This window comes from Bradyrhizobium retamae, assembly GCF_001440415.1.
GTDB classification, from domain to species: domain Bacteria; phylum Pseudomonadota; class Alphaproteobacteria; order Rhizobiales; family Xanthobacteraceae; genus Bradyrhizobium; species Bradyrhizobium retamae.
This window is the reverse complement of sequence record NZ_LLYA01000068.1, coordinates 23615-39077: the sequence shown is the minus strand read 5'-3', so window position 1 is coordinate 39077 and position 15463 is coordinate 23615. Positions and strand designations below refer to the sequence as shown.

Below are 15463 nucleotides of genomic sequence, written 5' to 3'. Positions count from 1 at the left end.
ATGATTTTAACAACGATTTCGCCACCCATTGCCTTGGCGAAACACCTGATGAGACAGCCACCTTGTCCTCTTTCGGTACAGAAGAACACGAAACTGATGCAGAAAATCCACAGGTTAACCGATAATTAACGATGGACCTTGAAGCCGGCCCGCCGACTTGCTTTGATCAGCATATGAGCACAACCCTGATCGAGGTTCGACCGGCCAAGGCTGCGGATGCAGCCGCGGTGGCGTCTACCCATGATGAAGCCTGGCGCTCGGCCTATCAGGGCATCATTCCCGGCGCCGAGCTCGAAAAGCTCATTAACCGTCGCGGCCCGCAATGGTGGGACAGCGCAATCCGCAAAGGCAGCCGCGTCAGCGTGCTGGTGTTCGGCGACAAGGTCGCGGGCTACGCCAATTACGGCCGCAACCGCGCCCGCAGCCTGCATTTCGAAGGCGAGATCTACGAGCTTTATCTGCGGCCGGAATTCCAGGGCCTCGGCTTCGGCCGCCGCCTGTTCACTGCTGCCCGGCGCGATCTGATGCAGAGCGGGCTAAAGAGCATGGTGATCTGGGCGCTGTCCGACAACGATCCGGCGACGGAATTCTACCGCGCGCTCGGCGGTCGCATGGTGGCCCGCTCCTCGGAGAAGTTCGGGGCCAAATCGCTCGATAAAGTCGCTTTCGCCTGGACCAACTGAGCCTAATTTCGGCTTTCCCCTGCTCCGCTGCGGGTCTAAACGGACCCGGACGCGCACCTGATTCCGGGCGCGCCCCTTAACGCAAAGCGGAGCCCTTTATGCGCATTGACGCCATCCCGATCGGAGTAAATCCGCCACACGACGTCAACGTCATCATCGAGGTGCCCGTTGGCGGTGAGCCGATCAAATATGAGATGGACAAGGAAGCCGGCACACTGGTGGTCGATCGCTTCCTCTATACGGCGATGCGCTATCCCGGCAATTACGGCTTCATCCCGCACACGCTGTCCGGCGACGGCGACCCCTGCGACGTGCTGATCGCCAATACCCGCGCCATCGTGCCGGGCGCCGTGATGAGCGTGCGGCCGGTCGGCGTCTTGCTGATGGAAGACGAGGCCGGCGGCGACGAGAAGATCATCGCCGTGCCGTCCTCAAAACTCACCCAGCGCTACGACAAGGTCCGGAACTACAACGACCTGCCCGACATCACGCTGCAGCAGATCCAGCACTTCTTCGAGCACTACAAGGACCTCGAAAAGGGCAAGTGGGTGAAGGTGCTGCGCTGGTGCGGCGCCGAGGACGCCCACCGCCTGATCCTGGAAGGCATCGAACGCGCCAACAAGAAGTAGCCTTTTTCAGCACGTCGTTGTCGCTGATGAGGTTGTGTCATTCCGGGACGAAGCGTCACATCGAACTACGATGCGCAATGGCGCATTGGAGAATCTCGAGGTTCTCAGGTGCGCAATTGCGCTCCATAGTTCGACCGCTTCGCCCTGGAACGAAGGTAACACCTACACCGCCGGCTTCGGCAGCCCGTGAATCGCACAGGCCGCACGCAGCGTATTCACCAGCAGGCACGCCACCGTCATCTGGCCGACGCCGCCCGGCACCGGCGTAATCGCGCCGGCAACTTCGGCCACTTCCTTGAACGCGACATCGCCGACCAGCCGCGTCTTGCCGTCAGCCAAAGGCAGGCGGTTGATGCCGACGTCGATCACGGTGGCGCCCGGCTTGATCCAGTCGGCGCGAACCATCTCGGGCTTGCCGACCGCGGCATAGACCAGATCGGCGCCGGCGCAAAGTTGCGGCAGGTCCTTTGAGCGCGAATGCGCGATCGTCACCGTCGCATTTTCATTCAGCAGCAACTGCACCAGCGGGCGGCCAACCAGGTTGGAGCGGCCGATGACGATCGCGTTCATGCCTTCCAGCGAGGCATGCACGCTCTTGGTCAGGATGATGCAACCGAGCGGCGTACACGGCGACAGCGCGGCAAAGCCGCCGGCCAGCCGGCCGGCATTGTTGGGATGCAGCCCGTCAACATCCTTGGCGGGATCGATCGCGTTGATGATGGTTTCGGTGTGAAGCGATTTCGGCAGCGGCAATTGCACGAGAATGCCGTGCACGGCGGGATCGCGGTTGAGCTTTGCGATCAGCGCCAGGAGATCGGCCTGCGCGACGTCGGCGGGCAGTTTGTGCTCGAACGAGGCCATGGCGGCGGCCTGGGTCTGGGTGTGCTTGCTGCGAACATAGACCTCGCTGGCGGCGTCGTTGCCGACCAGCACCACCGCAAGGCCCGGTGTGACCTGATGCTCGCCTTTGACCCGCGCGACCTCTTCCGCGACACGGGCGCGAAGCTCCGCCGCAATGACCTTTCCGTCGATAATGCGTGCCGTCATCTCAATCCTTCGTCTTCGTCTTGACGCATGATCTTTTCGTAAAACCGGTTCCCACTTTGCGCTTCCGCGGCCCTCCGGGTCCGGATCATGCTTTGGCGGCGGCTACCTTTCGCAGCGTTTCGCCGAGAATTTTGGGATCGCCGTCAACGGCGACCTGCTTGATGCGCGAGGTCATGCCCGACAGGATCTTCACCCTCGCCTTCGGGACGCCGAGCACCTTCGCCATCAGTTCCGTGACCGCACGGTTGGCTTCGCCGCCGTCGGCGATGGCGCGGACGCGAACCTTCACCACCGAGCGGCCGTTGGCGAGCGTCTCAATGCCATCGATATCGTCGCGGCCGCCGCGCGGTGTCACCCGCAGCGCGACACTGATGCCGTCGGTGGAGTAGCGCCAGGGATCCATGGGGCATCCGTCAGCTATCAGTGCTCGCGGTCAGATGACGTTGGGATAGACGTAGTAGAGGATTACCCGCTGGATGAGCATGATGACCAGGATCAGGATGATCGGCGAGATGTCGAGCCCACCCAGGTTGGGCATGAACCGGCGGATCGGCGCCAGCGCCGGCTCGGTGATCCGGTACAGGAATTCGGCTACCGCCGCGACGAACCCGTTGCGCGTGTTCACGACATTGAAGGCGATCAGCCAGGACAGGATGGCCGCGGCGATCAAAAGCCAGACGTATAGGTCAAGGACAATGATGACGATGTCGAGGATAGCGCGCATGGGAGGGGGGAGCTCGCGAGGAGGGGTAAACAGCTAGATATCGGTTCATCCTCTCGCAAACAAGGGAAGTTCCCGGCAAAATCACGCCAAAATCGGTACTTTCACCGTTCTTGACTTGGCCTTGGGCCGGACTGTAAATGGCGCCGATTGTCGGCTGCTTCGGACGATGTCGAGGCGGTCGCGACGGGGCCATAGCTCAGCTGGGAGAGCGCGTCGTTCGCAATGACGAGGTCGGCGGTTCGATCCCGCCTGGCTCCACCACGCTTCGCCCTTCGGGCTACGCGTGGCGCAGCCACGCAAGAGCCAGAAGGGCGAAGCGAGCCCGGCGTAGCCCAACGGGCGAAGACGGGCTGTTAGACCAACTCCCCCTCACTTCCCCGTAAACCACGGCGGCCGCTTCTCCACAAAACTCGCTACCCCCTCCCGGAAATCGCTCCCCTTCAGCGCGATCTGCATTTCGCGGTTGGCATCGATGGTGGCTTCGGCGAGCGTTTGGAACGGCACGTCATAGAGCTGGCGCTTGATTACAGAAATCGCGCTGGGCGAGACGAAATCGGCGAGATCGCGCGCGTAGGCATACGTCTGTTCGCGCAACTGGTCCGGCGGATAGATCCGGTTGACCAGCCCGATGCGCAAGGCTTCCTCGCTCGAAACCCGTCGCGCCGACATCAGCAAGTCCAGCGCATTGGCGTGGCCGACGATGCGTGGCAGCATCCAGCTAATGCCGTGCTCGGCGATCAGCCCGCGGCGCGCAAACGAGGTGGTGAAGACGGTATTGTCGGCGGCGAAGCGCAGGTCGCAATAGAGCGCGTGGACCAGGCCGATGCCGGCGGTAGCGCCGTTGAGCATGCCGATCACGGGTTTTGGGATCGCCGGATAATAGGCGTAGCGCGTCTGCCAGTCCGCCCGGCGGTTCATGTCGAAGGGCGGGATGTTCTCGCCGCGCCTGATCTCGCTGGGGTCGATGGCCTGCAACGCCTCCATGTCGGCACCTGCGCAGAAGGCACGGCCGGCGCCGGTGAGCACGATGACGCGGACATTGTCGTCGGCGCTGGCCGCCTCCATTGCATGGCGCACTTCGCGCTCCATGGTCGCGGTCCATGCGTTCATGCGGTCGGGGCGATTGAGCGTGATGGTCGCGATCTTGTCGCTCACCTCGAAGAGAATATGCTGATAGGTCACCGCGGGTCTCCCTGTCGTTCTTGTCATTGCCGTGCGGGCTCAGGAGCGCGACCCTATCACATCAGCGGTTTTTGAAAGACGTTCGGACGCGCGGGCAAATTCCGCGTGGCGGCTATTCGGCCGCTTCCAGCAGAGCCGCCTGCGGCGCGCGCACGATCCAGCCTGCAATGAAATTCTTCAGCCACGCCCGTTCGACGACGTCGTGCACGGCGCGGCCTTCGAAGTGAAGGTGACGCGGCTGCGCGCCTGGCGAATCCATCCGCACGCATCCGCGCGTGGTCCAGCGATGCATCATGGCGTAGGTGACGTCGGGATGAAACTGGAAGCCGAACGCGTGGCCGTGCCGAAACGCCTGCACCGGAAAGTCATCGCCTTCGGCAAGCAGTTCGGCGCCGTCAGGCAGTTGGAATCCTTCGCCGTGCCAATGGTAGACGCGCTCCGGCCAGTCCGAACAGAGCGCGTGACCGGCAGCGGTTGGGCGGATCGGATAGTAACCGACCTCGACCCTGCCTTCATGATGCGGCGCGACCGGCGCGCCCAATTGTTTGGCAAGCATCTGGGCGCCCAGGCAGATGCCGAGAAACGGCCGCCGCTCGCGCAAGGGAATTTCGATCCAGTCGATCTCACGGCGGACATACTCCTCGGAGTCGTTGGCGCTCATCGGGCCGCCGAAGATGACCGCGCCGGCATGCTGGGCCAATGTTTTAGGCAACGGGTCGCCGAACCGCGGACGCCTGATATCGAGGGGATAGCCGAGCGCGCGCAGCGCGTTGCCGACCCGGCCGGGCGTCGAGCTTTCCTGGTGGAGAACGATCAGAACCGGTGACAGGGATGCGGCGTCAGGCGCAGCCAGCGCCCCTCTGCCCGGAAAGGGCACGATGTTGTCGTCTTTTTTGCTCGAGCGGAACGACATCGACGTTGCTCAGGTGCCTCGAATCGAAACCATACCTAAGTGACTGTTAATTTCGGGTGAGTTCACGCACACATCCAAAATTGTAAGCAAACCGCGGGCCAGATGCGGTCAGCGCCCCGACCCGCGGTGCGAACGGGCAAGAACACCGGAAAAAACTGGGGTTTCTTCAGCGCTGGCGGAGCTGGAAGCGGCCGATCGCCCCGAGGACAAAGGAGCGCGGAACCAGCCGGAGCATGAACGGCACAATCTTGATGCCGAGGCCCGGCAACACTGCCCGTTTGTTCGCCATGAGGCCGCTGTAGGCCTGCTGCGCGACATCGGCCGACGACATATTGAGGATCGACGAATCATAGCCGGGTCTGAATCCGGCGCGCGCCTGAAATTCCGAGGGCACGGGTCCCGGACACAACACCGTCACGCGCACGCCATGTGGCGCCAGTTCTGCGCGCATGGCTTCGGTGAACGACAGCACATAGGCCTTGGACGCGTAATAGACCGCCATTCCCGGCCCCGGCAGAAAGCCCGCAATCGAGCCGACGTTGAGAAGGCCGCCGCGATTGCGGATCAGGTGATCGGAAAACCGCAGTGACAGGTCAGTCAGCGCGCGGATATTGACGGCGATTATCTCAAGCTGGTTGGACCGATCGCGCTGGATCGCTCTGCCAAACACGCCAAATCCGGCGTTGTTGACGAGGTATTCAACCTCCACGCCGGAGGCGGTCAAGGCCTCGGCAATCCTGTCGCCGCAGTCGGGTTGCGCAAGGTCGCAGGGAATGACGATCGGCGCCGCGCCGCCGGCCGCCTTGATTTCCGCCGCCAACGCTTCCAGGCGATCAGCGCGCCGCGCCACCAGCGCTACGCGATGACCCTTCGATGCAAAAACGCGCGCCAGCTCGGTGCCTATGCCCGCCGATGCACCAGTAATCAGCGTCACACGCTCGGTCACGATTGAATTCTCTTAAAAATCAAATCAGGGTTATGCCGCCAGCACGAGAACGAGAGCATAGGCGCGCGGTGTGGCGCAAGCCATCCCCCAAACATGGCGCCATGCCGGCCTGTGTGCTCCACGCGCTGAAGTCCCTATGTTTTCAGGCTTATCGCGCGCTGGCGCAGCCGGTTGCGGCGCACATCAAAGTTTCGTCATCTGCAATGATGCGTGGCTGCGCCGCGCATTGTCACATTGCTGCGTCTTCGGCCTTCGGCGCACCTGCAGACGAGACCGGCTGCCGCTCGGCCACCCGATGCTTGAGGTCGATCCGGTCGCGCGAGGAAATGCCGAGCAGGTCGGCTGCGCGCCAGACGACGTTATCCTCGAATTCGCTGACCTGGCCGTCCGCGTATACCAGTTCCCACATCATCTCGATGATGCGAAGCCGGCCCTCTTCGTTCACCGAACGCATGATGACGCTGGTGAAACGATAGAGATCGACCGCATCGCCTTCGGCCCGCGTCGCCGACGCGATCAAATGATCCGCCGTCCCGCGATCGAGCTTGAAGCGGCTTTCGATCAAACTGTGTAATTTGCGCTTCTCGATCACGCTCGGCTCGCCGTCAAGCGAGACGACATGGACCAGTAGTGCAGTCGCCGCGAGAAGATACCCGGTATCGTCGAACGCGAAATCCTGATCCGCGTTGGGAGCGACGATATCGGCAATGAATTGGCGCAGTCCGTCGAGCATTAATCTACCTGCAAATTCGAAGAAGCTGTCGAGCGAATATGGGTCGAAGACCTGGCCTTCGCAATCCGCGCGATCGGTGGCTGACAAGGCGTGCAGATTAAATCGGCGTCACGTTGGGTGTGACGGAAACATCTGCGTGAAGCCTGGGCAGCGCCTAAAACAACGGCGCGCCTTCGCTTTTCTGTTGGGAGGGGGACCGGTTCAAGGCATGTAGTCTTGCCGCTTCGGCAAGACACCGCCTATCGGCCAACGGCCGGCTGCGCGATTCGCCGCAGGCAGTCGGCCGATATTCAATTGCAAATCATTCGCATTTGCATTAGGGAAGAACTCCTTGTTTCAGCAGGCTATTTTCAAAGAAGGAAACGACCATGGCCTCCTTGCGCTTCGCACTTGGCGCTGCCGTTGTGTTGGGAATCGCTTCCGGAGCAGCGCTTGCGGCAGGTGACCTGTCGCGACAGACGCCGATCGAGGTGACGGTCGATCTCGGCTCGCCCGGCAAACACGAATTCGCGCCGAAGCAACTCAAGCTCGAAACCGGCAAGCTCTACAAGCTGATCCTGCGCAATTCGAGCAACGATCCGCACTACTTCACCTCGCATGCGTTCTCGCAGATGGTGTTCACGCGCAAGGCGCAGGTGACGCAGCAGCAGAACGGCAAGACCGTTACACTCGCCGAATTCAAGGGCGCCATTCGCGAGATCGAGGTCTATCCGGGACAATCCGCCGAATGGTGGCTGGTGCCGGTCGCAGCCGGCCACGTCAACGATCTGCGCTGCGACATCAAGACCAGCGACGGCAAGACCCACGCCGAGCTCGGCATGACCGGCGAGATCGTGATCGAATAGCGCTGTCTAAGGTATCTCGTACACCATAACCTTGTCGGCGATGCCGCGCAGCGCCGCTTCCTTCTGGATCGGCCGGATCGCCTGCTTCGCCAGGATCGTGGCGACTGCGGGCGATTCGATCACAGGTCCGGTGATGTGGATTTCCTGCGAGGTCGACAAGCTCTGCACCCGTGAGGCGATGTTGACGGTCTGGCCGAAATAGTCCTGCCGCTCGTTCAGCATGACCGCCAGGCACGGGCCTTCGTGGATGCCGATCTTGATGATCAGGTCCTCCCGGCCGCGCTCGGCATTCAGGACTGCCATCGCCGCCCGCATGCGCAGGCCCGCGACGATCGCATGTTCCGGCCTGATGAAGGTCGCCATCACGGCATCGCCGATCGTCTTCACGACCGCGCCCTTCTCCGAGGCGATGATTTCAAGCAGCGCGTGGAAATGCGCGCGCACCAGGTCGAAGGCGGCGAGATCGCCGACCCGCTCATAGAGCGCGGTGGAGCCCTTGAGGTCCGTGAACAGGAAGGTCAGCGAGGTGATCTTGAGGCGCTGATCGACGTTGAGGTTATCCGCCTTGAAGACGTCGCGAAAAGTCTGGTTGGACAGCATCCGCTTGGCGGTCAGGATCGGCTTGCGTTTGCCAAGCAGTTCATGGAGCGTGTCGTTGGCGACCCAGACCGCGGGCAGCACCCGGTGGTCAGTCTGGTTTTCGAGCGATAGCCGTAGCGGTCCCGGGCGCATCACCGTCGAGCCCGTAGGCGCGTGCAGCTTGTTGAAGACGATCGAAAACTGTTGCCGTTCGCGGGTCGGTTCGCCCTGGACATCAAAGAAATGCGCCGAATGCGTCACCGGCTCGAACACGATGACGAACTGATTGGGCAGTTGCAGCGACAGCACCGCCTTCTCGCCCGCCGGCAACTCGATGGCTTCGAGCGAGACTTCATCGATGAGCCGCTTGATCGATTCCTCGCTCAGGTCCATCCCCGAGCTCCAGAACATCTGGCGGTTATATTCCCAGATCGGCAGCGTGTTGGGATCGTGTGCCGCAATGCGCCTGACGCGCGGGCTGACCGTGAAAGCGACCTCGACGCGGTCGTCGACCGATGCCTCGTAACCTTGGGCGCATAGCGCGCAATTGTAATCGTCGTGCCGCAGCGATTTCAGAGTGTTGTGCGCGCCGAGCACGCCACCGCAGCCGGGGCACAGCACATTCCAGGTGAGATCGAACAGCCCGAGCCGCGCCGAATGCAGGAAGGCCGAGATGACCTTTTCCTCGTCGAGCCCGTAGCGCGCAGCGAAATCCAACAGGTTGATCCGGTTGAGCTCGCGGTCTTCGCCCTTGGCGATCAGTTGCGTGATGGCGTCGACCACCGCGGGATCGGCGGTCTGCTTCAAGACTGCGAACTGGGCCTGGGTATCGCTCATGGTGATAACCTAGATGACGCTCCCGAAGGGGCTGCGCAAGATGCGCTTCCTTCTCTGACGCATTTTCTTCGCGTGGTCCGGCAATCGGCCGATCAAGAAAAGACTACCGAGGCGTGATGGCAAACATCGGCGAACGGTCGGGCTGCGTCGTCACCACGCCGATCGGCATCACCGGATCATTGTCGACCAGCGTGACGCGAAACGCGCCGATCATCTTCGCCAGCGCCAGCGTCGCCTCGACCAGCGCGAAATGCGCGCCGATGCAAACGCGGGCGCCGACGCCGAACGGCAGATAGGCGAAGCGGTCGGGCGGCGTTCCCGTCATGAAGCGGGACGGGATGAACGCGCTCGGATCGCGCCACAGTTTTTCGTGCCGATGCAACAGCCACGGCGCGATCAGGATGACGTCCTTCTTCTTGACCGGCAGACCCGCGATGGTATCCGGCCCGATCGCCGCGCGGGCGATCAGGAACGCTGGCGGATAGAGCCGCATCGTTTCGTCGATCACCGCGCGGGTGAATTTCAGCCGCTCGATATCGGACGCGCCGTTGACGGACGCGGTCTGTACTTCGCTCGCCACCTGCTCCTGCGTGGCAGGATCGAGCGCCAGGAGATAGAGTGCCCAGAACAGTGCGGTCGCCGTCGTCTCATGGCCGGCGAGAATCATGGTCGCGACTTGATCGCCGAGTTGTTCGTCGGAGAAGGCTTCGCCGGTTTCCGGATCGCGCGCGTCGCCCATCAGGTCGAACAGATCGCGTGCCGGCGCGCCCTTCTGCTTGCCGGCGGCGCGGCGTTCGGCCATCAGCATGCCGACGAATGCAGTCCAGCGCTTGCGGAAGCGGCCGCGCGCAATGTCCTGCGGGCTTGGCCAGCTCAGCGGCAACAGCAAGTCCAGAAAATGCGGGCGCGCCAGCCGCTCGCCATATTCCATCACGAAATCGCGCAAGGCGGCGCCATGGCGATCCATCCCGAACGAGAACATGGTGCGGCCGGCGATCTCGAGCGCCATCCGCTGCATCGCCTCGCGCAGGTCGACGTGTCCATTGTTGGCGCCTCTCAGCTTGGCGACCGTCTGGTCGATCGCCGCCAGCATGTGCGGAATGAGCGGCATCACCGCGCGCGGCGTGAATGCCGGCGCCAGCGTGCGGCGCTGATGCTTCCACGCGCGCCCTTCCGCGATCAAAAGACCTTCGCCGAGGATCGGACGCAACACCCGGATGCCGGCTGGCGTGCGCGTATAATTTTCATAATTGTCGACCAGCACATGCTTGATCGCATCCGGCGCGTTGAGAATGAACGTGCTGCGGCCGAAGAAGCGGCCCTGGACGATATCTTCCTCATAGGCCCGCTGGCCCCAGCTACCGATCGGGCTTTCTCGGATCGCCTTCATCCGCCCGAACACCGTCATGTCGTCGGGTGCCCGCGGCGGGCTCGGCGGCACCAGCGGTGCGCGCGCAACCGTCATGTCGTAGACTTCGGCTATGCTCATCGGCACCACTCTCGTAGGGACCAACGCCCCTCGCATATCGCGGAGCCTGTCATCGGGCGCGCATTCGAGCGACCCGTTGGCTCATGCGGGCTACGGCAGCAACTATGTATTCGATCCGGGCGCCACAAAGGCGCTCCTGTCAGGAAACAGCTAATAAGTCAGTTCGGCAACCGCAATCCGGTTCTCGGAGGCCGGCCAGGCTCGCGCCACGATCCGCTCTTGATTGAACAGGGCTACCACCGGCCGACCGGCTTCGCTGGCCGAAAGCCGCAAGGTCGTGACCGAATCGGTCGGCACGCCGGATTTCACGTCCCTGGGCTCCTTGCCGTCGATCAGCACCACGTCCCGCGGCAGCCCAAAATAGCCCCGCGGGCGCGACATCAGGACCACGGCACCCGCGCCGGCATCGGCCGGCCCAAGCGGGCGCGCGGAACGCAGATGCACAATCTCGGAGGAGCGCGGAAACGGTGAGCGGTAGAAATGGGTGGTCGGCGAACCCGCTGACGTCAGCTCGATTTCGAGAAACCAGGTAGCCTCGACCTGCGCCGGCCCCCAGCGGCCGTCGGCGCCGGTCTGCGAAGCATGGATCGGACCGCCGGTCCGTTCGCCGGTCTCGGGAGAGACCCGATAGATTTCGACCGTCGCGCCAGAGACCGGACGGTTGGTGACGACGCCGCCCGGCGTACCCGTCACAAGCCCGCTCAGTCTGACTTCCGCTTCCGGCGCGATCTCGATGCGTGACGGCTCTACGCCAGCGATAAATTTGTAGATCTCGCGAAACGCGCGCGGATGAAACGCGACCTCGCGATGATCGAGCGCGCCGAGCACCAGATTGGTCGCGCCCTTCAGCGCCGGGCCGTCCGATGTGACGCCGGTTGGCATGCCCGGCTTGCCGACGAAGCGCCCGTCGGGTTGTGCATATTTGTCGTTGCCGTCGCTGCGCAAAGTGAGAAACGCCGTGCCCGGCGTCGCCTCGCTGTCGCCCTCGTTCAAGCCGCGCAAGAACGGGCCGCGGCCGTTGAATTCGTTATTGATGCCGTCATCCCAATCATAGATTCCGTGATTGGGAACGCCGCACAGCACGGCGTGGCTCACATCAGCTCCGCCGCCATTTCTGATGTAATTGCGGATCGAATAGCCGCCACGCGAATTACCGACAAGGGCGATGCGCGCCGCGCCGGTGCGACGCTGCAATTCCTTGACGGCCTCGCCGAGCTCGCGGCGCTGGTCTTCGGTCGAGGAGCGGTTCGGTTGCTGCACCTTGTCATCGGTGCGCGCCAGAGGATCGGTAAAACTGATCGCCAGCATTCGCTCGCGTGGCACGCCATTCGATTCCATTCGCCACAGCGTCGTGATCCAGAGTGCCGCATGGTCGCCATTGCCATGCACGAACAGGATCGGTGGGACCGCCGCCGGTGCGGTCTGCGCCCGCGCCTGCAGACCGAGGAGCGGAAGACCGCCCGCCAGCAAAGGCAACGCTCCCGCGCTCTTGAGAATCAACCGCCGCGACAGCCGCATTCCGAAACCTTCCGTTGCTTTTCAATACCTTAGCTGTGCGATAGCACCGCCGATAGTGCTGCTTCGACTGGACAGGTCGGGGCTTTCGCAGGCATCACTTTACATTCGAACGGAATCAAGCCGGTGACAGAACGCCAACGGAACCGATCATGACCGACCAGCCGAAACGCTCGCGACTTGCGACAGATGGCATCGCAGCGCCGTTGCGGCACGCGGTGTTCCGGCGCATCTGGCTCGCCAGCCTCGTTTCCAACCTGGGGATTCTGATCCAGGGCGTCGGCGCGGCCTGGGCGATGACGCAGATGACTGCTTCGGCCGACAAGGTCGCGCTGGTGCAGACCGCGCTGATGCTGCCGATCATGCTGATCTCGATGCCCGCCGGCGCCATCGCCGATATGCACGACCGCCGCATCGTCGCGCTGGTCTCGCTCGGCATCGCATTTGTCGGCGCAACCGCGCTCACCGTGCTGGCGTGGCTCGGCCTCGTTACGCCGAATATCCTCTTGGCACTCTGCTTCGTCGTCGGCAGCGGCATGGCGCTGTTCGGGCCGGCCTGGCAGGCCTCGGTGACCGAGCAGGTGCCGGCGGAGACACTGCCGGCGGCGGTCGCACTCAACGGCATCAGCTACAACATTGCGCGCAGCTTCGGTCCGGCGATCGGCGGCATCGTGGTCGCCACAGCAGGCGCCGTGGCCGCGTTTGCCGTCAATGCGGTGCTGTATCTGCCGCTGATGGTGGTGATGTTTCTGTGGAATCGCGCCAACGAGCCGTCGCGCCTGCCGCGCGAACGGCTCAACCGCGCGATGGTCTCCGGCGTGCGCTACATCACCAATTCGCCGTCGATCAAGATCGTGCTGACGCGCACGCTGGTCACCGGCATCATTGGCGGCTCGGTCTCGGCGCTGATGCCGCTGGTCGCCCGCGATCTCCTGCATGGCGGCGCGCAAACCTACGGCATCATGCTCGGGGCCTTCGGCATGGGCGCGGTCTTCGGCGCGCTGAATATCGGCGAGGTGCGGCGGCGCATGAGCGGCGAGGCCGCGGTACGCGCCTGCGCGATATCGATGGCCGGCGCGATCGCGGCGGTCGCCCTGAGCACCAACGCAGTCCTGACGGCGATTGCGCTCGTGCTCGCTGGCGCGGTGTGGATGCTGGCGGTCGCCCTGTTCAATATCGGCGTGCAGCTTTCAGCGCCGCGCTGGGTTGCGGGCCGCTCGCTGGCGGCTTTCCAGGCGTCGATCGCCGGCGGCATTGCGGTCGGAAGCTGGGGCTGGGGATACCTCACCGACCTCGCCGGCGTGGAGATCGCGCTATTGGTCTCGGCTGGCCTGATGCTGGTCTCGCCCCTGCTCGGCATCTGGCTGCGCATGCCGCCGGTCGGCGCGCGCAACGAGGATGCCACCGAACTGCTTGCCGATCCCGAGGTGCGGCTGTCGCTCACGGGGCGCAGCGGACCGCTGGTGGTCGAGATCGAATATCGCGTCGCGCAGGATAACGCGCGCGCGTTTCACAATGTGATGCAGGAAGTGCAGCTCAGCCGCCAGCGCAACGGCGCCTATGGCTGGTCGATCGCGCGCGACATCGGCGACCCCGAATTATGGACCGAGCGCTACCATTGCCCGACCTGGCTCGATTATCTGCGCCAGCGTAACCGTGCGACGCAGTCCGAGCGCGCCCTGCACCAGCGCGCGATCGACTTTCACCTCGGGCCGGAGCCGATCCGCGTCCGCCGCATGCTGGAGCGGCCGTTCGGCTCGGTCCGCTGGAAGGAAGATACCCCCGACCGCGCCGCCAACGAGGTCTTGCCGGTGGTTGCGACCGCAGCCGGCAGCAGCACCTGATCCATCGATAAGGGCGACGCGGCGCGGCTATTGGGCGCAGAATGGCGCGGGAATAAAATCAGCCCAACTTGATTCAGCGTACTGCCGACGGCGCGCCACCAATTTTCTGCGACTAAAGTGCAAGACGCCGATGCGCATTCGCCCCGCCGAGCGAGAACAGGTCCTGCTTCGCGCCTGCGAAATGACAACGTTGCCCTGCCACTTGAGCGATTCGTAAGGAGTCCACGCACTTCCCGCTTGCCAAAATGCCGCGCAAGCCTTTGACTTGCCGCTGAGACAAACAAGCCTGCGGCGACAGCGGGCGACATCTCAACCGGGAGGAGCTCATGAGCAAGCGTAGCGATACAAAAACGACGCGGCGCCGTTTCCTGACGGCCGCGGCCGCCGGCGGTGCGGCGATTGCGATGCCACAAGTCAGCCGGGCGCAGACGGCGACCCTGAAGATGCAGGGCTCGTGGGGCAAGGCCGACGTCTTCAACGAGATGGCCGAAGATTATGTGAAGCGCGTCAACGAGATGGCGGGCGGCCGGTTGCGCATCGACTATCTGGTGGGCGGCTCAGTCGTGCACCCGTTCCAGGTATTCGACGGCGTGCATGGCGGCCAGATCGACGCGGCCCATACGGTGACAGTCTACTGGTACGGCAAGCACAAGGCAGCATCGCTGTTCGGCACCGGGCCTGTGTTCGGCTTTAATGCCAACGAAGGCCTCGGCTGGATTCACAACGGCGGTGGCAAGGAGCTGTTCGAAGAACTCCAGACCCAGATCATGAAGGTCAACATCAAGAGCTTCTTCGCGATGCCGATGCCGACCCAGCCGCTCGGCTGGTTCAAAAAGCCGATCAATAGCGACGCCGACCTGAAGGGACTCAAGTACCGCACCGTGGGTCTCGCCGCCGACTTGTTCCAGGTGATGGGCGCCTCTGTCGCGCAGCTTCCGGGCGGGGAAATCGTGCCGGCCATGGAGCGCGGCGTGATCGACGGATTCGAGTTCAACAACCCGACATCGGACAGGCGCTTCGGCGCGCAGGACGTCGCCAAGAACTACATGTTGGGCAGCCACCATCAGGCGACGGAATACTTCGAGATCATGTTCAACCGCACGAAGTATAATGCGCTGCCGGCCGAGCAGAAGGCGATCCTGCAGTATGCTGCAGAGGCGGTTTCCTCCGCCAACGAATGGAAGGGGATGGACTATTACTCCAAGGACCTCCAGGAACTGATCAACAAGGACAAGGTCAACGTTCAGCGGACGCCGAAGTCCGTGTTCGATGCGCAGATCAAGGCATGGGATGGCTTGATCGCCCAGCTCGGGTCGGATCCATTCATGAAGAAGGTGATGGACTCGCAGAAGGCATGGGTGCGCCGCGTGGTTTACTACAATATGACCAACGCGACGGATTACCGTGGCGCCTTCGAGCATCACTTCCCGGGCGTGCTCAAGGTCTGACGAACTCCCGGCGCGTTATCGGCGCTACGGTATGAATAAAGGGTGGCGC

Annotated in this window: 15 protein-coding genes and 1 tRNA gene; 6 read left to right on the top strand and 10 right to left on the bottom strand. The window is 63.1% G+C overall.

From position 1 onward, the window contains the following. The first annotated feature begins 173 nt into the window (after positions 1-173). Together CQ13_RS09815 and ppa are read left to right on the top strand one after the other, a co-directional pair. Positions 174-683, top strand: a complete 510-nt coding sequence (locus CQ13_RS09815) for a GNAT family N-acetyltransferase (protein WP_057842744.1) — start codon at positions 174-176, stop codon at positions 681-683. A gap of 98 nt (positions 684-781) precedes the next feature. Continuing rightward, positions 782-1312, top strand: a complete 531-nt coding sequence (ppa, locus tag CQ13_RS09820; RefSeq protein WP_057842716.1) for an inorganic diphosphatase — start codon at positions 782-784, stop codon at positions 1310-1312. A 162-nt stretch (positions 1313-1474) separates the two neighbouring features. On the opposite strand, the gene folD is transcribed toward ppa, so the two are convergent. From folD to CQ13_RS09835, 3 genes are all read right to left on the bottom strand, one after another. Continuing rightward, positions 1475-2359 carry a bifunctional methylenetetrahydrofolate dehydrogenase/methenyltetrahydrofolate cyclohydrolase FolD gene (folD, locus tag CQ13_RS09825; RefSeq protein ID WP_057842715.1) on the bottom strand — a complete coding sequence of 295 codons (885 nt, stop codon included), beginning with the start codon at positions 2357-2359 and terminating at the stop codon, positions 1475-1477. 85 nt (positions 2360-2444) lie between these two features. Next, positions 2445-2762 carry a DUF167 domain-containing protein gene (locus tag CQ13_RS09830; protein WP_057842714.1) on the bottom strand — a complete coding sequence of 106 codons (318 nt, stop codon included), beginning with the start codon at positions 2760-2762 and terminating at the stop codon, positions 2445-2447. A 30-nt stretch (positions 2763-2792) separates the two neighbouring features. Then, positions 2793-3083, bottom strand: a complete 291-nt coding sequence (locus CQ13_RS09835; protein WP_057842713.1) for a YggT family protein — start codon at positions 3081-3083, stop codon at positions 2793-2795. 185 nt (positions 3084-3268) lie between these two features. Between CQ13_RS09835 and CQ13_RS09840 the strand changes: the two genes are divergently transcribed. Then, a tRNA-Ala gene (locus tag CQ13_RS09840) sits at positions 3269-3344 on the top strand. Between the two features lie 108 nt (positions 3345-3452). On the opposite strand, the gene CQ13_RS09845 is transcribed toward CQ13_RS09840, so the two are convergent. The 4 genes from CQ13_RS09845 to CQ13_RS09860 all read right to left on the bottom strand — a co-directional run bounded on the left by CQ13_RS09845 (position 3453) and on the right by CQ13_RS09860 (position 6857). Further along, the gene (locus CQ13_RS09845) at positions 3453-4265 is read right to left on the bottom strand and encodes an enoyl-CoA hydratase (protein ID WP_057842712.1); all 813 of its coding nucleotides are present in this window, start codon (positions 4263-4265) and stop codon (positions 3453-3455) included. 112 nt (positions 4266-4377) lie between these two features. Beyond that, positions 4378-5178 carry a glutamine amidotransferase gene (locus CQ13_RS09850; RefSeq protein ID WP_057842711.1) on the bottom strand — a complete coding sequence of 267 codons (801 nt, stop codon included), beginning with the start codon at positions 5176-5178 and terminating at the stop codon, positions 4378-4380. A gap of 166 nt (positions 5179-5344) precedes the next feature. Further along, the gene (locus CQ13_RS09855) at positions 5345-6124 is read right to left on the bottom strand and encodes an SDR family NAD(P)-dependent oxidoreductase (RefSeq protein WP_057842710.1); all 780 of its coding nucleotides are present in this window, start codon (positions 6122-6124) and stop codon (positions 5345-5347) included. 229 nt (positions 6125-6353) lie between these two features. Beyond that, positions 6354-6857, bottom strand: coding sequence for a tellurite resistance TerB family protein (locus CQ13_RS09860; protein ID WP_057842743.1), 504 nt, complete (start codon positions 6855-6857; stop codon positions 6354-6356). A gap of 368 nt (positions 6858-7225) precedes the next feature. On the opposite strand from CQ13_RS09860, the gene CQ13_RS09865 reads away from it, so the two are divergent. After that, the gene (locus CQ13_RS09865; protein ID WP_057842709.1) at positions 7226-7702 is read left to right on the top strand and encodes a cupredoxin domain-containing protein; all 477 of its coding nucleotides are present in this window, start codon (positions 7226-7228) and stop codon (positions 7700-7702) included. A gap of 6 nt (positions 7703-7708) precedes the next feature. Here CQ13_RS09865 and CQ13_RS09870 read toward each other — a convergent pair whose 3' ends face one another. The 3 genes from CQ13_RS09870 to CQ13_RS09880 all read right to left on the bottom strand — a co-directional run bounded on the left by CQ13_RS09870 (position 7709) and on the right by CQ13_RS09880 (position 12125). Then, positions 7709-9118, bottom strand: coding sequence for an adenylate/guanylate cyclase domain-containing protein (locus CQ13_RS09870; protein WP_057842708.1), 1410 nt, complete (start codon positions 9116-9118; stop codon positions 7709-7711). A gap of 103 nt (positions 9119-9221) precedes the next feature. Continuing rightward, entirely contained in the window at positions 9222-10607 is a 1386-nt protein-coding gene (locus CQ13_RS09875; protein WP_057842707.1) for a cytochrome P450, read from the bottom strand. 150 nt (positions 10608-10757) lie between these two features. Further along, positions 10758-12125, bottom strand: coding sequence for a hydrolase (locus CQ13_RS09880; RefSeq protein WP_057842706.1), 1368 nt, complete (start codon positions 12123-12125; stop codon positions 10758-10760). 149 nt (positions 12126-12274) lie between these two features. Here CQ13_RS09880 and CQ13_RS09885 point away from each other — a divergent pair, with 149 nt between their 5' ends. Both CQ13_RS09885 and CQ13_RS09890 read left to right on the top strand, forming a co-directional pair. Further along, a complete protein-coding gene (locus CQ13_RS09885) occupies positions 12275-13966 on the top strand; it encodes an MFS transporter (protein WP_057842705.1) in 1692 nt (563 codons plus the stop codon). A 326-nt stretch (positions 13967-14292) separates the two neighbouring features. Next, positions 14293-15414 carry a TRAP transporter substrate-binding protein gene (locus CQ13_RS09890; RefSeq protein WP_057842704.1) on the top strand — a complete coding sequence of 374 codons (1122 nt, stop codon included), beginning with the start codon at positions 14293-14295 and terminating at the stop codon, positions 15412-15414. The last annotated feature ends 49 nt before the right edge of the window (positions 15415-15463 follow it).